16 protein-coding genes and 5 pseudogenes are annotated in these 18,597 nt (G+C 54.6%); 14 read left to right on the top strand and 7 right to left on the bottom strand.

All coding sequences use genetic code 11. The features are described 5' to 3' along the window. Positions 1-224 precede the first annotated feature (224 nt). Positions 225-899, top strand: coding sequence for a siderophore-interacting protein (locus H7848_RS18465; RefSeq protein ID WP_336512151.1), 675 nt, complete (start codon positions 225-227; stop codon positions 897-899). Positions 900-950: 51 nt separating this feature from the next. Here the strand turns inward: H7848_RS18465 and H7848_RS18460 are convergent, their stop codons facing one another. Then, the gene (locus H7848_RS18460; protein WP_208354328.1) at positions 951-1,949 is read right to left on the bottom strand and encodes a hypothetical protein; all 999 of its coding nucleotides are present in this window, start codon (positions 1,947-1,949) and stop codon (positions 951-953) included. A gap of 161 nt (positions 1,950-2,110) precedes the next feature. Between H7848_RS18460 and H7848_RS18455 the strand changes: the two genes are divergently transcribed. From H7848_RS18455 to H7848_RS18440, 4 genes and pseudogenes are all read left to right on the top strand, one after another. After that, positions 2,111-2,947: an ABC transporter ATP-binding protein gene (locus H7848_RS18455; RefSeq protein WP_208354327.1), complete on the top strand. Its 837-nt coding sequence runs from the start codon at positions 2,111-2,113 to the stop codon at positions 2,945-2,947. A gap of 11 nt (positions 2,948-2,958) precedes the next feature. Further along, positions 2,959-3,927, top strand: coding sequence for a FecCD family ABC transporter permease (locus tag H7848_RS18450; RefSeq protein ID WP_237072848.1), 969 nt, complete (start codon positions 2,959-2,961; stop codon positions 3,925-3,927). Next, entirely contained in the window at positions 3,924-4,964 is a 1,041-nt protein-coding gene (locus H7848_RS18445; RefSeq protein WP_208354325.1) for a FecCD family ABC transporter permease, read from the top strand. Before H7848_RS18450 ends, H7848_RS18445 begins: the two co-directional genes overlap by 4 nt. Positions 4,965-5,036: 72 nt before the next feature. Then, a pseudogene (locus H7848_RS18440) lies at positions 5,037-5,441 on the top strand (Mu transposase domain-containing protein); the annotation flags it as partial. Between the two features lie 40 nt (positions 5,442-5,481). Here the strand turns inward: H7848_RS18440 and H7848_RS20380 are convergent. The 3 genes and pseudogenes from H7848_RS20380 to H7848_RS18425 all read right to left on the bottom strand — a co-directional run. Continuing rightward, a pseudogene (locus tag H7848_RS20380) lies at positions 5,482-5,605 on the bottom strand (helix-turn-helix domain-containing protein); the annotation flags it as partial. A 98-nt stretch (positions 5,606-5,703) separates the two neighbouring features. After that, positions 5,704-5,874, bottom strand: a complete 171-nt coding sequence (locus tag H7848_RS18430) for a hypothetical protein (protein WP_208354324.1) — start codon at positions 5,872-5,874, stop codon at positions 5,704-5,706. A gap of 31 nt (positions 5,875-5,905) precedes the next feature. Continuing rightward, a complete protein-coding gene (locus H7848_RS18425) occupies positions 5,906-6,247 on the bottom strand; it encodes an EF-hand domain-containing protein (protein ID WP_208354322.1) in 342 nt (113 codons plus the stop codon). Positions 6,248-6,345: 98 nt separating this feature from the next. Between H7848_RS18425 and H7848_RS18420 the strand changes: the two are divergent. After that, a pseudogene (locus H7848_RS18420) lies at positions 6,346-7,344 on the top strand (IS3 family transposase); the annotation flags it as partial. A gap of 2 nt (positions 7,345-7,346) precedes the next feature. Here the strand turns inward: H7848_RS18420 and H7848_RS18415 are convergent. Continuing rightward, a complete protein-coding gene (locus H7848_RS18415) occupies positions 7,347-8,090 on the bottom strand; it encodes an HlyD family secretion protein (protein WP_208354318.1) in 744 nt (247 codons plus the stop codon). Between the two features lie 91 nt (positions 8,091-8,181). Here H7848_RS18415 and H7848_RS18410 point away from each other — a divergent pair, with 91 nt between their 5' ends. From H7848_RS18410 to H7848_RS18395, 4 genes are all read left to right on the top strand, one after another. Next, positions 8,182-8,805 (top strand): TetR/AcrR family transcriptional regulator, encoded by a 624-nt coding sequence (locus tag H7848_RS18410; RefSeq protein ID WP_208354316.1) that lies wholly within the window; start codon positions 8,182-8,184, stop codon positions 8,803-8,805. 28 nt (positions 8,806-8,833) lie between these two features. Next, positions 8,834-9,163 (top strand): hypothetical protein, encoded by a 330-nt coding sequence (locus H7848_RS18405; protein ID WP_208354314.1) that lies wholly within the window; start codon positions 8,834-8,836, stop codon positions 9,161-9,163. Between the two features lie 76 nt (positions 9,164-9,239). Beyond that, the gene (locus tag H7848_RS18400) at positions 9,240-9,551 is read left to right on the top strand and encodes a hypothetical protein (RefSeq protein WP_208354312.1); all 312 of its coding nucleotides are present in this window, start codon (positions 9,240-9,242) and stop codon (positions 9,549-9,551) included. A gap of 54 nt (positions 9,552-9,605) precedes the next feature. After that, a complete protein-coding gene (locus H7848_RS18395) occupies positions 9,606-10,802 on the top strand; it encodes a haloalkane dehalogenase (RefSeq protein WP_208354310.1) in 1,197 nt (398 codons plus the stop codon). 203 nt (positions 10,803-11,005) lie between these two features. Here the strand turns inward: H7848_RS18395 and H7848_RS20375 are convergent. After that, a pseudogene (locus H7848_RS20375) lies at positions 11,006-11,715 on the bottom strand (IS6 family transposase). Between the two features lie 427 nt (positions 11,716-12,142). On the opposite strand from H7848_RS20375, the gene H7848_RS18385 reads away from it, so the two are divergent. From H7848_RS18385 to H7848_RS18370, 4 genes are all read left to right on the top strand, one after another. Then, positions 12,143-13,204: a siderophore-interacting protein gene (locus H7848_RS18385; protein WP_208354309.1), complete on the top strand. Its 1,062-nt coding sequence runs from the start codon at positions 12,143-12,145 to the stop codon at positions 13,202-13,204. Between the two features lie 27 nt (positions 13,205-13,231). Further along, positions 13,232-14,146, top strand: a complete 915-nt coding sequence (locus tag H7848_RS18380; RefSeq protein ID WP_208354308.1) for a helix-turn-helix transcriptional regulator — start codon at positions 13,232-13,234, stop codon at positions 14,144-14,146. A 101-nt stretch (positions 14,147-14,247) separates the two neighbouring features. Next, the gene (locus H7848_RS18375) at positions 14,248-16,344 is read left to right on the top strand and encodes a TonB-dependent receptor (RefSeq protein ID WP_208354307.1); all 2,097 of its coding nucleotides are present in this window, start codon (positions 14,248-14,250) and stop codon (positions 16,342-16,344) included. Continuing rightward, positions 16,325-17,560, top strand: a complete 1,236-nt coding sequence (locus H7848_RS18370) for an MFS transporter (protein WP_208354305.1) — start codon at positions 16,325-16,327, stop codon at positions 17,558-17,560. The genes H7848_RS18375 and H7848_RS18370 overlap by 20 nt, the downstream gene beginning before the upstream one ends. Positions 17,561-17,808: 248 nt before the next feature. Here H7848_RS18370 and H7848_RS18365 read toward each other — a convergent pair. Continuing rightward, positions 17,809-18,501: pseudogene (locus tag H7848_RS18365) on the bottom strand (Tn3 family transposase); the annotation flags it as partial. Between the last annotated feature and the right edge of the window lie 96 nt (positions 18,502-18,597).

Genomic DNA, 18,597 nt, shown 5'->3' with positions numbered 1-18,597 from the left:
CAGAAGCCGAGGAGAAGTTCTATGAACAGTGTAATGAGTTCGATAACGTCGCGTGAAACGGAGTAATCAGCCTCCGGCAAAACCGGGGCGGTTCAGACATCTATAGCGAACGAGTCGTCTACTTGATTGGCCAGTTGGATCCAAAAGCGAGCCAAAGAATAGAATGGAGGCGGGGTGCAATAGCCTCCACCCGCCGTCCAAGCTATTTTCGATCAGGCACACTGATGGCACGTCGGCTTCTGATGCCAGGCCTTATGCGTATACAGTTAAAACTGAACGCCCCTCTCGGGGTAAGAGGCTTGCATGTCAAACTACTTTTGCCACCTTCTGGCAGACACCCGCGATGGCCTGAGCTTGATGAAGATGGGCTAATGATTTGGCCGCAAGGCGAAGACACGCTACATGCCCGGACCTACACCATTCGCGCCGAACAAGAAGACGGATACCTGGTTGATGTCGATGTCGTTCAACACCAGCATGGTCACGTGTCGCACTGGGTTGAGACTGCCGAAATTGGTGCTACCGTCGGACTACTTGGACCAGGGGGGAGCTGGTACCCGCAAAAGACTGGAGATTTCATTATGGCCGGTGACATGACCGCATTGCCAGTGATGATGCGCATCTTTGAAGTGTTGCCAAATGCCCAGTTTCGCGCCTGGGCAGCCTGTCCAAGTCAAGCAGATGCAGATTCATACTTTGGTCCAGGTCGTGTCATAGCACTTTGTCCGGATAACTTCCCGTCTACGATTGCGGATATTCTGGCACGACAAAGCCAACCAGACGTTGCTTGGTTCGCAGGTGAGTTTCAGCAAGCGCAAACTGTACGGGCAGTTTTCAAAAACCAATGGGGTTTAGGGAAAGGTGAACAGTTGGCCGTCGCATATTGGCGAAAGCGATAAGGCCTTTTTGTTTCAAGGTATTAATCCTATCTCAAACTGCTCCCATTAGATCTATCGTGATGCACCGCGCATTACGACAAATCCCAAGCCAAAGATAAGCAAAGTGACCATCCAAACCGGGCTGGCTGAAAACAGGTACGCCCAAATCGAAGTTGCTGCAGCTACAATGATGATTGTCCCAACCAGACCAAGTGCGACCCAACGATCAGCCCAAATAAGACGAGCGAGCTTACTTGCAACAGCGGCAGCCAGTTTTGCCGCTCCATGATCTTCAGCAGCACTCTGATGTGCACTATTGGTCATCTCGGGACTTTTTTCCTGTTTTTGGTAATCGTCGCCGAAACGTGCTCCGAGCCAGGCCGCACCAGCGAAAAACCCTGTTGTTGCGGCGACCGCGAGTTCGCCCCAGACCCAGTCGACATTGATACCGGCGGCAACCCATCGGGTCGCGAACGCAAGCAGCAATGCAGAGGTCCAAAACATTATGGCATCTTCAGGGAGGCGCGCCAGAGGTCGTCGCAAAGCAGCCCCTATCGTAAAAATCAGCGCGGCGCCCAGAAGCGCTCCTGAAATAGCGGCCTCTGGTGCATTTGCTCCTCCGAGCCCAATGACGACAAAGATGACCTCTAAACCATCAAGCAACACGGCTTTAAAGGCCGCGATACCCGTTATCCAATCTGCAGCTGCGCTGGATTGCTGGTTTGTCAGCTGATTTTCTTCAAGCCGAGTGCGATGCTGGGTGAAACGCGCCGCTTGGTCTCGTCCGCTACGTCGCCCAGTGATCCGCTTTGCAGATTTGATCAACCAAGATGCAGCGACAAGGGCCAAAAGGAGGCCCACCGCCAATTGCAGGGCACGCTCTGGAACGAGTCCCATAGCTGCCCCGAGACTACCGCCTGCTGCTCCCAACAAGATCAACGCCGCACCGGCGCCATAGATGACAGGTCGCCAACTGCGGACAAAAGCAAGTGCAATTAAAACCGTTAGCGCTTCGACTGACTCTAACGCACTTGCAAGGAAAGATGCGACAAATATTGCAGTGGTTGTCATGGCGGCATAGCTGCTTCAATTGGGATTGGTGAAACATTGTACTTTGACGTACGCTTCTATGAGATATCTCAAGCCGCTTTGCTATTGCAAAAAACACTCTTGGGAAATTTAATGCGCTCAAATCGCAACGGCCTGAGAAAACTGAGGAATTCCAACTCTAGATGCCAGATGATGCTCGTAGTCCAGCAAATTCGACACCGCTCAAGTCGACAAGCCTCTGCCATCTTCGCATCGAAGGTATCGATGTCACCTATAGCGATGAATGGGTCATTCAAAACCTCTCTTTGAACATTCCGGACGGCAAGTTGACCGCCATCGTCGGCCCGAATGGGTGCGGGAAATCGACACTTCTCAAAGCTATGGCGCGGGTCTTGCCGCTTCGCTCTGGACGGGTTCTTTTGGACAGGCGTGCAGTCCATTCCATACCGACGCGGGAAGTAGCTAAGGTGATGGCATTGCTGCCACAAGGTCCGGTCGCACCAGAAGGGTTGCGCGTCCGTGAGTTGGTGGCCCAAGGGCGGTTTCCGCACCAATCGCTGATCCGGCAATGGTCGCATGAAGACGCAGATGCTGTAGAGCGGGCAATGCAAGCCACAGACACAGTGCAGTTCGCGGACAGGCCCGTGGATGCGCTTTCCGGAGGTCAGCGGCAACGGGTGTGGATTGCCATGGTCCTGGCACAGGAGACACCGATCCTGCTCTTGGATGAGCCTACCACGTTTCTGGATCTAAAAGTGCAAGTCGATCTGATGACCCTTCTGCGGCGGGTTGCGCATGATGAAGGCCGGACATTGGTGGTGGTTTTGCATGAACTGAATGTCGCAGCCGCCTTTGCAGACCGGCTTGTGATGATGAAAGACGGTGCAGTGGCGGCTGAAGGGCCGGTTGGTGACGTGTTCACCGAAGGTAACCTCGCGGAGGTGTTCGGTTTGGATGCGCGCGTATTGATTGATCCGGAAAGCGAACGTCCTATTTGTGTGCCAAGGATTGACCCGTGATAGGGCTGCGTTTGAGAACTGGGGCCCTGGCGCTAGCAGTACTTGCGGTCGCCTTCGCCTGGCACATCGCCGTCGGCGCAAAGGTGATCCCGCTTGCAACGGTTGCTGAGGCTTTTTGGGGCTATGATGAGACAGTCTTCGATCATGTGGTGATCCGCGATCTGCGCCTGCCGCGTGCACTCATGGCTGTCGCCGTCGGCGCGGGACTTGCCGTCGCCGGGGCGCTGATGCAGGGCGTCACCCGCAATCCATTGGCTGATCCGGGGCTTCTGGGCCTCCTCGCGGGAGCCAGCTTTGCTGTGGTGCTGGGCACTTTCACGGGGCTGACATCTCCGGCGGTGATCCCCGTGCTGGCTGCCATTGGTGCGCTTGCGGCTGCGTCCATCGTTTGGGGCGTTGCCTCGGCTGTCCCCGGTGGAGCCAGCCCGATGACGCTTGTTCTGGCAGGGGCGGCTGTGACAGCGTTTCTCGCCGCCCTCACAGCCATTATGCTGTTGATCGATGAGACGAGCTTTGAAGCTTTACGTGTCTGGCTCACCGGAACGCTGGCCGGGCGACCAGGAACAGCGGGACTATGGGCGGCGGGTTGGCTGGTGCTTGGACTTGTCGTTGCTTTGGGTGCTGCGCGACAGGTGACGGCCATGGCTATGGGGGACGAGGCAGCAACAGGATTGGGTGTGGATGTGAGAAAGCTGCGCCTGGCGATCCTCGTGTCCGTCGTGGCCCTGACAGCGGCGGCGGTCGCCCTTGCTGGACCAATGGGTTTTGTAGGTCTTGTTGTCCCACACATGGTGAGGCTCGTCGTTGGCCATGATTACCGTGTGATCGTCCCGGCGTCTGCAGTGGTCGGGGCCACCTATTTGCTTCTGGCGGACATCGCGGCCCGGATGCTGCTGGCACCTGTCGAAATCTCGACTGGTCTCATCACGGCCCTTCTGGGCGCACCGGTCTTTGTCTGGCTGGTTAGAGCACGGCTATGAGCGAGGTGATCTGGCAAAAACTCGATGGGCGTGTCACCTTTGCGCTGCCGCTGAGGGCAGTTCTGGTTTTCGTGGTCCTACTTTTCGTGGTTTTTGCGATAACGCTCATTGCGCTCATGTCTGGCAGCTTCCCAATGTCTGCCACCGACGCGCTGCGAAGCCTTGCAGGTAATCCACCGCCAGACATGGCCACGACTGTGGTCTGGGAGTTCCGTCTGCCCCGCGCGCTGGCCGCTGCCATGGCAGGAGCTTTACTTGCGGGCTCTGGTGCGGTGCTGCAAACCGTGACGCGCAATGCGCTGGCCGATCCAAGCCTCGTTGGTGTAAGCCAGGGCGCGGGTTTGGCTGTCGTGACCGTGCTGGTGATCTTCCCTGAAACGCCAATTGGCCTACGGCCCGTACTGGCCTTCGCCGGAGCGCTGGCGGTTGCCACGCTGATCCAGGCCATCGCCATGCGACGGACAGGTGGCGCGACCATGCGGTTCATCCTGACCGGCATCGGCGTTGCAGCGTTTCTGGGTGCGGTCACGCAAGCGATGCTCACTTATGGCGACCTTAACCGTGCCATGGCCGCCCTCGGGTGGTTGGCAGGATCGGTCCACGCGGCGGGTTGGGGAGATGTTCAGGTGCTTTGCATCTCACTCGCTCTCCTGATACCCGCGATGATCTGGGCGGCGCGGCCGCTTGCCGCGCTGCGTATGGGGCCGGAGATTGCAACCGGCCTTGGGTCTGCCGTTACGCGTGACCGCGCCGCGCTGATCACGCTGTCGGTCGCGCTGGCCGCCTGTGCCGTTGCAATGGTCGGCCCTTTGGCGTTTGTCGGCCTCATCGCACCGCACCTCGCGCGGCGACTGGCGCGCAGCGGGCCGGGACTGCATCTGGCTCTGAGCCTTGCTATCGGCGCCGCTCTTGTCGCCGGTGCTGATCTCATTGGGCGCATTGCCTTTGCGCCAGTGCAAATTCCAGCGGGTCTGGTCACGGCCGTCATCGGAGCGCCGGTGTTTGGGTGGCTCCTGCTCCAACATGCAAAAAGCTAGCTACGCTAATGCGAACCGCCTTTGTTGAGCAAATCCCCTCGCTTTTTTGAGCACGATAAAGCGCATACCTGGGGCAAAGGTAAGCAGCGGGACGTCAATGCCCGCTTCAAATCCATGGCCAGCCACTACGTGTTTGAGCCTGAGTTTTGCAACCCTGCTGCTGACTGGGAGAAGGGGCAGGTCGAGAAGAACGTCCAGGATGCGCGCAATCGTCTGTGGCAGGTCATGCCGGTCTTCAACGATCTGGCCGAGCTCAATCAGTGGCTGGAAGATCGCTGTATCGCCTTATGGGCTGAGACAAAGCACCGGGACCTGCCCGGCACGATTGCCGATGTCTGGGAAACCGAGAGGCCTACACTCATGGCCCTGCCACCAGCCTTCGATGGATTTGTGGAGCACAGCAAGAGGGTATCGCCCACATGCCTGATCACCTTCGAGCGCAATCGCTACAGCGTGCCTGCCAGCTTTGCCAATCGCCGTGGCCGCGATGGCGTCTTAAACCTCGGCTCTACAGCATCGTCGCGAAGATACTTTTTGATGGTGTTGCGAGACAGCCCAGTGCGCCGTGCAATCTCACGAATTGGCATTTTATCACGCAATGCTCAGCGACGTATGACACTCAAAAATCCCATGTCGATCACTCCATGTCTCCCCGACAAAAACCGTCAGGGCAATGTGTTCACATGGGTCAATTCTCAGTGACAATTTAGAGGGCTACCGGGTCAGTTCTCAATGACATTCAACACACAATCCCCAAAGGCACATGAAACATCAGAACCGCTTCTTTGGCGGTGCTTTCAGTCATTGATGCCGCCCTAAAACCTGAACCAAGCATCGCGAGAATGAAGATGGCGCTCAGCCAATGAATAGTGACGGCGACCGATCCATATTGGGTTGGGGTACTTTTCATGAAACATGCCTCCTAGTTCCGAAAGACTGGCTTACAGACCAGTGATGGCGGCTCGGTAGGCGAGATTGACCACATAGCCGCTGAGAAACTCGTCGCGCGTCAGGAAGGCATCGTCGTCGGTGTCGGCACGGCGGAAATCCCAAACCATCGACTTGTGATACTCTTGTCGTCCGATCTCGCCATCACCGTCATGATCCCAAATCGCAAAGAGAACCTTTTGTGCGGTTTGATAGGCGCGTTCTTGGCCTTCATCCTCTGCGATGAAGTTGAAACCGAAGTCCCATTCAGTGAATTCGATAAGATCGACTGCGCCATCTTTGTTCGTGTCCATGGACACAAAAATGTCCTGACCGAAATTGACGAACTCAGCCATATCGGCTCCACCAGTAGGGTTGTCCTCAATCGATCCGTAGATCAGCTCCGCCAGTTCACGGCCGGGTGTCTGGTTGCGCCACTGGTCCGAGCGACCATTGGCGACGAGTTCGAGGAATGAGATATCCTGGTTCAGAGAAGCTTGAAATCATCCGCACGGTAGAAGCCTCACATTTGCCGACACGCCGGATGCTGGAGACAATCGGCCTTCCCAGCACGACTTATTACCGCTGGTATGATCTGTGGTCGGAGGGTGGTGTCGATGCGCTGGAAGACACGGCACCGCGCCCACGGTCTGTATGGAACCGCATCCCGGATGAGAAGCGGGAAGCCTTCATTGAGTTTGCCCTTGAGCATGAGGATCTGACGCCCCGAGAGCTGGCGGTGAAATACACCGATGAAGAGCAGTATTTTATCTCGGAATCATCGGCTTATCGTATTCTGAAGGCGGAAGACCTGATCACGGCCCCCCGGCATATCGTGATCAAGGCGGCTAACGAGTTCAAGGATAAGACCGTGCGTCCAAACGAACTCTGGCAAACCGACTTCACCTATCTCAAGGTCATCGGCTGGGGCTGGTTCTACCTGTCGACCATTCTGGACGATTACAGCCGCTATATCATCGCCTGGAAGCTTTGCACCACGATGAAAGCTCAGGATGTAACCGATACCCTGGACCTGGCGTTGGAAGCCTCTGGTTGTGACTGCGCGACCGTCGCTGCAAAATCGCGGTTGCTCAGCGATAACGGCTCGTCTTATGTCGCCGGGGATTTGGCGAAATACTTGGAGGGGAAGGATATGGATCACGTGCGGGGCGCCCCTCATCATCCTCAGACCCAGGGTAAGATCGAACGTTGGCACCAAACGATGAAGAACCGCATCTTGCTGGAGCATTACTTCCTGCCCGGCGATCTGAAACGCCAGATCGGCGACTTCATCGAACATTACAACAATCAGCGCTACCACGAAAGCCTCGGCAACCTGACACCCGCTGACGTCTACTTCGGGCGAGCGGAACAAATCCTAAAACAGCGAGAGGAGATCAAAAAGAAGACAATCCAAACACGTCGCTTGCAGCACCAATCAGCTGCCGCATAAACTCAAACAGAAACTGAACCAGAGCCTCCACTACCAAACAGCCTCAGTTCTCCGAAAAACTCTGAAGACGGACAGTCGGTGCGCATCCGGTCCAATTCGGTCTGGTCGCGCTGCGCCTGCGACAGGGTACTATCTCTAAACAGCGTTTCGGACCTCTCATACGCGCGGCGGGCATTTTCCTGCGTGGCGCGTGCGATCTCCACTGCAGCGCGCGCGCTTTCCAATTCGAAAAGCACAGTTGCGCGTGTGCTGGCCAGTTCGGCCTCGCGCAGGCGGATATTTGCTTCAGCCTCAGCGACGTCGGCACGCAGCCTTGCAGCGATATCCAGTGTTGCCAATGGCTGCCCCCGGGTGACCTGATCCCCGACATCGACGAGCACATCATTTATGACTGCCTCACTGGCCTGCGACGGCAGGGCAACGGTCCGCACCGCGCCGCGTGGACGCAGCACCCCCAGACCACTGACCGAGGTGACAATCGTTGTACTGACACCTGTCGTTGGTGGGCTGACGGATTGTGTCGGCGCAGTTGGACCCATCGGTGGCAGGATCGCGATCACCTGCGTCACGCCAACAGCAACAATTGCCAGAATACCCACGATGATAATCCATTTCCGCCAGCGTTTCTTGGGCTTTGTGGTCGGGCTGCCGGATGCCCTGCCCCGTGGGCGCTGCGTTGGCAGCAATGGCAACATGTCGTTCGATAGGTTCGGATCCATTAGTTTTTTTGGTGTTTCTTTGTTCATCTGCACGCCATTTTCGGGAAACTGCACCCAAGCAGCTATCCACTATTGACCCAAACGTCAATAGTGGATAGCCATTGTGAGGAGAAATGAAATGACAGCCGAAAACGACAAACCACCGCGCCGTCGTCGCAAGGACACGCGGCCTGCCGAAATCATTGAAGCGGGGCTGATAGAGTTTGCGCTGAATGGCTATGCAGGCACGAAACTGACGCATGTGGCCACGCGGGCCGGAATATCGAAAGGGACGATCTATCACTACTTTCCGGACAAGGACGCCCTGTTTCGGCAGGCCTTCCGGACACGGTTCATCGACAGCCTTGCCGATGTGGAGGAATTCCCGTCCATTCCGGATGGTCCTGTTGCGCCCATCCTCAGAATGGCGCTTCGCATCGCCTATGACGAGCTGGCACAATCAGATGCGCTTGGTCTGTTGAAGATCATGCTGGTCGAAGGTGACAGGTTTCCCGAGCTGGCAAAGGCCTGTCGGGATGATCTGCTGGTCAAGGTGGCCGAGCCACTGCGCATGCTGATCCAACGCGGCATTGCGCAGGGGGAACTGGCGGATGGGGCCTATCAGACGATCCCGGCGATCTTGTTTGCGCCGGGCGTCGTCATCGCGCTGACGGCATCAATGGCGGAGAACACGACAGATGGCCCAGATGTCTTCGACACCGTCCTCGACGTGTTGATGATGGGTATTTTGAAACGGCCGTGAGGCCAGCAACATGAACGGAGCAGACTGAATGAAACGGTTTTCAATCATTGGTGCCCTTTACATAGCCTTGGCACCTTTTGCCGCTTCCGCCGAGAGTGCGGCGCAGACAATCGCCGATGGCCTGCCATGGGCGGCAACGCTTCCCGGAGATCGCACCGTTGAAATGACGTTCTTCCCTGATGGATCGATGGACGTGAACGCCGGGCTTCTCTCTCCAAGGATGAGCTGGACACCGACAGAGAACGGCATGTGTCTGGAAGGCGGTCCCGGTGGAACGCAATGCGTCTTTCTGCAGCCAACCGACACCGGCTTTGTGGGCATGGATGGTGATAATGTCACCCTGATCCTTGCAAGATAGCGCCTTTGCGCTTTGGCCTGCGACAAAACATCAAAAACCAAGGGCATCGCCCCAAACATTCTCAGGAATCTGAACCATGCGCCATTTGCCGATGACCACTTGTCTCGTTTTGCTATTGGGTGCCTGCGCGGCAATCCCTGAGAACGACAGGGCCTTACTCGCAGCGGAGCCCGATTGCGCCAATGTCGAAACCCAGATTGCCGGGCTTGAAGCGACCAAACCATCAGAGCTCAGGCAGACCTACATCACCATGCAGTATCTTACCCCGGACGGGTGGGTCGCGGGACTGATCCACGATGATTTTGACGATCGTCGAAGGATCTTGAACGGGTCTTATAGTGACGAAATCGATACGCGGATTGCGACTATCAGGACGCAATGCTCGTGATCTCTCTGACAGGAAAAACAGTGGGATTAGCCAAGCTATTCAGGAGTAAGCAAGATGGGCTCTAAAACACTATTTGCCAGTCTTGGCATTGCCGCCGTTGTGATTGGCGGTATCGGAACATATGCTTACCGGACATTTCTAGCCCCGCCAGCCGCGTGGGATCGATCAGACATGCGCGCGGTTCTGCCATCGGCCTGCATTGATCCAATGGAAGAACAGAGCACACCTGACGGTGTGGCCTTCGTCCGCACGCCCGCCGCTTGCTTCGCAGCTCTGCCAGACTGGCCCTACGACGCGCAGTATGTCGAGATTGACGGATTGCGACAGGGCTATGTTGAGGCCGGTCCGGCAGACGGCGAAATCATCCTGATGCTGCACGGCCAACCGTCCTGGGCCTACCTCTATCGCTTCATGATCCCCGTGCTGGCAGAGCGAGGCTACCGCGTTATCGCGATGGACCATCTTGGGTTTGGCACATCTGACAAGCCAGTTGATCCTGCCTATCATTCGTTCACAAACCATGCAAATCGGCTTGTCGGGTTCATCGACGCACTTGCGCTGCAGGACATCACCCTGTTTGCGCAAGACTGGGGCTCGATCATCGGGCTCTATGTGGCAGGCGGCGACCTTGACCGCTTTGACCGCATGATCATCGGCAACGGTGGCTTGCCCATCGTGACCGAGGTGGCCAACCTGCCCGACGACATTGAGGCGACCAACGCACGCTTTGGACGTATGATCGCTATGCTGCCGCCAAACCAACCGCCTTTCTTCGATGAAGATGGCAATTCCCTGATGCCGGTGGCCGAGGGCAAAGGTACGGATCCGTTCGGCGAATGGGTCGCTTACGCGCGGTTCTCGGATGCGTTTCAGCCATCCACGATGGTCGAAGCATTGACGTTCGATGCTCTCACCGATGCTGAACGCGCCGCTTATGATGCGCCTTATCCAAGTGAGGTGGCGATGGCAGGCCCCCGCACCTTCCCCGGTTTGCGCAATGAGCTGGTCGGGATCACCGCTGATCGCAAGGCAGCGCTGGAAACCTACACCCGTCCGTTCCTGACGATCTTCGGGGCGAACGACCCGGGCCTTGTGGGTGAAGGAGACGGTCAGCCCTGGATGATGAACGAAATCCCTGGGGCTCAGGGCCAACCCCATCAGCGCTTGCCAGAAACCAGTCACTTTCTGCAAGACGACAGAGGAGCGGAGATTGCAGAAATGGTCGATGCGTTCATCCGGGCCAATCCTTAGTGATGGCAGGGAGCTAACAGTGAGCTCTGCAAGACAAGATACAGTCCGCGCGCGGTACAAAATGATCCAGGCGGCGATCCTCGGTGCCGCAATTGATGAACTGACATACCATGGCCCTGGAGGGTTCAGCGTCGTTAGCGCTGTGGAGGGGACTGTTGCATTAGTCTTCTGAGCTCAGCCGAAGGTGTAGCGAACCTAGCTGATCACGCACTTTCAAAGAGTTGGCTGATGAACTGGATCTCGCCCAGAACGCCTGGTTGCTTGTAATGAATATGGCCTTGCTTGATGGTTCGGATCGTTTCAATACCGCTGAGTGTTGCTTTGGCTGTTCGGAGTGAGCGGAAGCTCTGGCGATATCCAAGCAGCCGTTTCATGGCAGCGTGATCGCTTTCGATCCGATTATTGCGCCACTTTCGATCGATGTGGCGGATGCTGTCAAAATGCGGGCCATAACGGTGGTTGATCTCGCGGATGACACGGGCATAGGCCTGTGCTTTGTCGGTACAGAGGGTCACGGGCCGATGCAGGTGGACGCGCTCAATGGCTTTGTTCAGGAAAGCCTTTGCCGCCTTCGCATCGCGCCGGGCGGTTAGGCGGAAATCAATCATCTGCCCATTCGCATCGACTGCGCGCCAGAGGTAGCGCCACTTCCCTCCGACGCGGATATGTCGGTCTCGTCCACGTGCCAATCGACGCTGGCCCGCTGGAGATGCTTTTCCGTACGCTTGGTCAGTTCCGGGCCAAATTTCTGCACCCAACGATACACCGTGGAGCGATCAATCGCGACATCGCGCTCGGCCAGCGGATCGACAACATCCTGATAAGACAGTGGATACCGCAGATACCACCGCACCGCACACAGAATGACCTCTTTCGGAAAGCGATGATGTTTGAACGGGGATTTGCGTGGCATGGCGAACCTCAAAAGAAAAGATCTCGCTGACACGCCAGGTTAATGCAACAGTCCCCTGGATTGTCTGTTTCTTGATCTGCTCTCTCATCTTCAGGATATTTGCGCCGCGGCCGTGATAGACATCGGCGGATGTGAGGTTAGCCAGGCTTTCGTGGTAGCAGTGGTTGTGCCTTGCAGTCCGGCTAGGTTTCTTTCGCATAGACCATCAAAAAAATTATCGACTTTATTAGTCAGGAAAATTATCGTGCAGCTATCGGACTGATGATAAAGTCAGATTGAGGTTTTGACTTGCCGTTAGTGAAAATCAATACCGCTGCTTCCGTATCTCTTGCCGTGGCACCTAGAAACTCAAACGCATGGCGCTGTCGCTTTGCGCAGAAGCCATTGGAAGAAAACACGAACTGCTGGCCAAACACTAGGAGCATTCATGTCATTTGTAGACACTCAAACTCTTGTCTCAACAGAGAATCCTGATGAGATTTTGGCAGAGTTTGTTCATCATCTTGAAGACGATCATGATATTCAGTTTCAAAAGATGCACGACGGGTCCAGGGTTGTTGAGCAAGAGGCGTTTCGGGTTGCATTTCGGGTAGAACTGGACGGGTTGTCTGTTTCGATCAGGGCGCCCAATGAGGGCGCGTTAGTTTTTTTCAAAGAAGAGATTGCGCGGCACATCTCAGAGATTGATGCGATTGCTGCAAAGGGCATACGCTGGAGTGGCGAGGCCTCGCGAGAAGGCGAATTGCCGCCGAACTTTAATGTTTTAACTGTTGTGTCTTCACTTGAAATCTTTCCGGGTATGCAGCGCGTCACTTTAAAGATGCCTGGTCTTAAGGATGTTTTAGAAGATGGTTTGCACCTGAAGCTTATGTTGCCCGCGAACCCAGGACGAACAGCTGTCTGGCCAAAGATGGCGGCAAATGGAGCGCCGGTCTGGCCAGAGGGTAAGGATGCTCTTCATGCGCGTTACATGACGATTGTCCAGATCCGACCAGATGTCGAAGAAATCGACCTTGATATGGTGCGCCATGGCGATGGCCTTATATCGCGATGGGCGCAAAAGGCATCGATAGATGATGAGGTTGGCGCAATGGGACCTGCAGGCATGCAGGGTTTGCCGAAAGCCGAACGCTATCTGATGGCGGCTGATATGACCGGGCTTTCGTCAGCTGCCCGGATTATGGAGCGCTTACCAAAGAATGCGACAGGTGCGGTCATTGTTGCGGCCCCTACACAGTGTGATCTGGCCGAGTATCTGCCTGCGTCCAATCTAACGATTTATCGCATTGCGCCTGAAGATTTTGAAGAGGACGTGATACCGCTGTTAGGGCAGCTTGCTGCTGTGGTTCGTCCAGAACAGGCTTGGTTTGCCGGAGAGTTCACAAATGCACAAGCAGCACGGAAACTGTTCAGGCAGAACGGTCTTTCCAAGGGCACACAATTATCAGTTGCCTATTGGCGTCGTAACCAACCTGGTTTTATGGCTTAGCCAGTGACATTGTCCCGACAAATACGGATGCCGTTACAGACCGACGATTTTGAGGAGATCGACGGCGATGTACGTGTGTCATTAGACAAACCATTGCAAAGCCTTGGAAGGGGTAAGATTGAAAGCGTTGAACTTGGCACAGGGCTACGGCTTATGCGGGCTGATCTTGTTGGGCAACCCGCGTACAACGGTGAAGTCTTAGGTTGCTCCGGTCTTATCCTCGAAATTCGCCTTTCTGGTCTTTCCAAAAGTATCGAACTGGGTGGCCGACAGCGTACCGGTCATTTGGAAGCTGGTTTGATCGAGGTCGCTGGCTGTCCGCAGCCTGCGACATGGCGAGTGTCCGCGCCTGCGCAGTCAGAATTCCGAACGGTTGCAATCGGTTTTTCGCCCGATGAACTGATGCGCTTAAAAATGATCGACAGCAGGTTATGCAATCAAGCGATGCATTTGCTTGTCAATTCCAAGATGATAGGCGGCTCGGCCCCTTTAGCACTCATTGCTGTAGCCGAAATGCTTTTACTGCTGGATATAGACGCACCTGGCGGACACCTGAAAGCCGCAGGCTATGCGATGAATTGCTTAGCAGATGCTTTGGGGATTTTTTATGAAGCTCCCGCACAGGACAATTTTTCGATGTTGGCGCGTCGTGTCGCCGCCTCATTACAAGCAAATCCACACCCCGGCCGAACTCTACGCATACTTGCACATGAGTTTCTGGTCAGTGAAGCATCGCTAAAGCGCATCTTTATGGCCCATCACGGCGTATCTATTGGTAAATTCGCCAAAACAGCCCGTTTGTCCCTAGCACGCCAGATGATGATATCCGGCTCATCTGTTGCCGCAGCCGCGGAAATGCTTGGATACTCTTCGCCCGAAACTTTTTGCCGTGCTTATAAACAACATTACGGAATGTCGCCCAGGGCCAGCAAGCCAACCTAACGTTCTAACCTGCAAGGTTAATGCGCTAAACTGCAAGGTTTTATGGATAGAAATTCACAACTCTCTGACTATATCTTGACAAAAATTGTCGGAGATCTTCAGTGCAAAAATACTCAGTGCTTGTTGTGTTGCTTGTTGGTTTTCTTACGTCATACAGTGTTCACGCACAGCAGGATGAGACCGTCGATTTGGGGACCCTCGTTCTAGGGGAAAGAACTGAAAGAACACTGAGAGATACCTACGTCGGTATCGCGGTTATTGACGAGGAACGCATCAAATCTGCCCCCGCGACGGGGCATGTGAACGATGTGCTTACAACGACGCCAAATGTTTTCATTGAAGGTCGTAGTGAAGTCCCTTCCATTCGGGGCGTACAGGGCGGTGGTCCAGGCGGTACGGTATCAGCTTCGCTGACCAGTGCACTGCCAAGATTATCATATGTCATAGATGGTGTGACGCGGCCGGTTGTCTTGCCCAATTCTTCCGGCATGTCGACCTGGGACACGCGCCAGATCGAAGTTTTGCGCGGCCCGCAGTCCTTGCTTCGGGGCCGTTCTGCGATTGCAGGGGCGATTATTGTTGAAACAAACGATCCATCCTTTAACCCAGAGGCTGCCTTGCAGTTTGGCACCGCGATAGATGATTTCCATGGCCCCGAATACACATTGAATGGCATGGTTTCGGGCCCACTTTCTGAAAGTGTGGCGGGGCGACTGACATTTGAATTGGCCGACGGTTCTGACCCCCGTGAGATTATCAGAGAACCCGAAGGACAGGCTGTCGACTACGATAACATTCGCCTTCGTGGAAAACTTACTGCCGATGTTGATACTGCAGCCGGTCTTTTAACCCTTGATCTGCTGGCAGAACACCAAGAAGGTCAAACGCCGCAAACACGTAATACAGTGCAAACGCCTCTACTGACCGGTCGCGATTTAGAGGACCGAGTGCTTGATTCCTCGGTCGCGGGATCCTTAGGCATCCCAACCCGAACATTTGATACACAGACGAGTGTCTTTTCTGTGGATGCGGGCCTAGATATTGGTCCAGGCACTCTACGAGGAGTGGTTTCCTATGTTGACGATGAGTACGTCAGTATCGAGGATCAGGTCTATCCCTTTCCCTTTGATGTGTCCGAGCAGATTGTCACGCAAGAGCTGATTTACGAGTTTGGTCCAAATGACCGCGTTCTGTCGGGACAATTTGGTGGCATTGTCGGGTTAAGCTTTGAACAACGAGAGCAAGATACAGATTTGCAGGGTTTGCTGGCTTTCCTAAGTGAATCCAGCACAACGTCGCAATCTGCGTTTGCTGATGTTCGCTATGGCATTAGTGACCAGCTGACCATTTTCGGCGGTGCTCGATTACTGCACTTCAACGGAGAGTTTGATCAATCAAGCTCAGTCGCCACGCCCGGTGGGCTTGTGACAGGCGAGCAGGACTTCGAGATCGACGAAACAGAGATCCTTCCGGTGCTTGGCCTTGCCTATTACTTTGATGACAATACTGCCCTAAGTGGGTCAATGCGGCGCGGTTACAATCCTGGCGGTTCTTCAGTTAACATTTTCACTGGCGAGCCGTTCACATACGATAGCGAGCGTGTAACCACCGCAGAAGTTTCTTTCCGAAAGGAACTAGCTGCACAACGCATACGCTATGGAATAACCGCATTTTACAACTGGCACGACGATCCACAGCTATATGCAGAGCTGGTCCCGGGAAATCGAGGCTCTTTGCAGGTCATAAACCAAGACGAAGGGCGTAGCTATGGCCTTGAGCTTGATGCAGCTTGGCAAGCAAGTGACCGCCTCAGACTCGACGCGGCACTGGGCTTTCTTGAGACAGAAATCACCGAGGCGTCAGAGTTCAATCCATCTCTTGAGGGCAACAGCTTTGGTCAAGATCCAAACATGACGCTTTCGCTTGGTGCCAACTACGATGTGACCAGCATCATCAGCGTTGATGGACGGGCGACATATCGCGGACCACATTACAATGACTTCAACGAAGTTGATGAAATTGGCGATTATTGGATTGTGGATATCGGTGCGACGGCAGCTTTTGACGATTACGAGATACGCGCTTTTGCTCAGAACTTGTTTGACGAAACTGGTGTGACCAGACTTGTCGGTGGTGGTACCTACGCTGATGTAACTGAACCACTGACGGTAGGACTGAATGTCACTAGACGTTGGTGATCATAAAACTGCAGACAGGATTGTAGATCATCGTAAGGGTCTTTTTGTAACACTTGCGGTCATGTATTTCGCCTGCGGTTTCGTTGCCCAGTTTGCCGCACAAGGCGTTGGGCTATTTCTTCGCGAGTCAGGCGCAACTTCGGGGCTTATAGGTCTACTGTATGTTGCAGCCGTTCCTTATACGCTCCGATTTGTATGGGCACCTGTTGTTGATCGAGTACGCCCTGCTTCGGGCCCGCGTTTCAAACCATGGATTATCGGAAGTCAGGTAGCCGTATGTTGTATTCTATTGGGCCTCGGGTTTCTGGATCCAGCGCAATCCGGGGGGTTAATCGTTTTAGGAATAGCTTTACTTATGATCGCGCTCGGGACACAAACCGTAGCGCTTGGCGGGCTTATGGTGGAGGGGCTTGCCGTTTCAGACTATTCGAACGGCGCCACCGTTAAAGCTGCAGCCTCGGCTGTTGCAGGTTTGGTGCTTGGCACATTTGTCATTTACATGTTAGGCGATCTTGGATGGCAATTCGTGGTATTTGCGCTTCTGTCGGTGGCATTTATTCTTCTTATTACGGCTGTTTTTATTCTGGACTTCGGCCCTCAGATCATCCCAAGCGAACGACCAGGTTTTCTAAGTCAATTCAACGTTTTTCGCAGGAAAGGCCCCCAAACCCTATTTGTCATGTCTATTCTTCTAAGCAGTGCGGTGCTTTTACCCTATGCGTCAAAAGCAGTTCTTTTGATTGACGTAGGGTTTTCCGTTGCGCAAGGTGGACTTATTGCCATCGTCATAGGCAGCTTCTTTGGTGTGCTGGGCGCTTTGACAGCACGCTTGGCGATTGGCAGGTTCGGCGCGTTCAATGTACTTATCGGATTAGGTGCAGCTAATGTGTTAGTGTCGCTGGCGCTTGCGCTGGTAATCTGTGATACGCTAAGTGTGCCAGCAGTTGTTTCCGGTGTGCTTTGGGCAAATTTCGCGGTGTTTGCAACATTTACAGCGAACCGGTCTTTGCTTATGCCGCTCTGTCAACAAGGACGACAGGCCAGCGAGATGGCAACCTTTGCCAGTCTTGAGGCCGTGGTATTTCTATTAATTGCCGGTGCCGCGCTTTCATTACTGGATACAGTAGGTCTTTCGCTTCTGCTTTTAACAATGGCTGTGGTCAGTGCGATTGGGCTGATTTTTGTCAGGCGGGTTGCAAAAGTCTTTGAGAATTGAAAGCCAAATAACTGGATCCTGGGGTTATCTTAGCTCACGCTGCAATACGTAGAGAAAGGAGGTGTCTAACGTCAGCGCTTGCGGGACAGATTTGAGGTTTTCGTAACGGAGGATTTCTGGTTCATCGTAACCTTCATGGAGTGAAGATGCACAAGAAACAAGGACACGCAAAGCGTCATCTGCGCTCTGATCAAACAATCGGGGGTCGAGTCCGGCTGGGGGCGGAATCGTATCATAAGCATTTTTGATTATGATTTTGGCCACCTGTATTCGCCAGTGAGCAAGATATGCGCCCATCCGAGTGGTGAGATGTGCGACAGAAGCTCAGGGTGACAATCCAATCCGGCCTTTTGCCTCTGCTGAACCGCTTTCCCCAGCTGGTCAGTATTCCAAAAGATGATGATTGAAGCGAGCAGGTTGAGGCCCGCCATACGGTAGTGTTGCGCCTCGCCTTTGTTCAGGCCAATCTGGGCCCGCCGCTGCATGTCGGCATCAAGCAACCAGTCAATGATAAAGAGAGTGCGCTCGATGCGGCCGATTTCCCGAAGAGCCACAGCCAAGTCATGCTGGCGGGGATAGGATGCAAACTTTCGCAAGAGTTGGCTGGGCGGCATGATGCCTGCAACCATGGTGGCCGCACTTCTTAGGACGTCAGGCCAGTTCTCAATAATCGTGTTTTCTCTGATTTTGCGGCCAATCAATCCCTTCAGCTCTTTCGGCGTGGATGCTACATCGAAGACATACAGACGTTTGGACGGCAGATCGCGAATGCGCGGGATGAACCGATAGGCCAGAAGTGACGTCACAGCAAAAACGTGATCCGTGAAGCCGCCGGTATCCGCATACTGCTCTTGGATTTTTCGACCTGTGGGGTTCATCAAAAGACCGTCGAGAATGTAGGGCGCTTCGCTGACTGTCGCGGGGATGTCCTGTGTAGCGAAGTGAACCGCCCCGGTTTTGCCGGAGGCTGATTACTCCGTTTCACGCGACGTTATCGAACTCATTACACTGTTCATAGAACTTCTCCTCGGCTTCTG

Source organism: Pseudaestuariivita rosea (assembly GCF_017592335.1).
In the GTDB taxonomy this organism is placed as follows: Bacteria; Pseudomonadota; Alphaproteobacteria; order Rhodobacterales; family Rhodobacteraceae; genus Parasulfitobacter; species Parasulfitobacter rosea.
The sequence above is the reverse complement of the archived record's forward strand: the minus strand, read 5'-3'. Positions and strand labels throughout refer to the sequence as shown.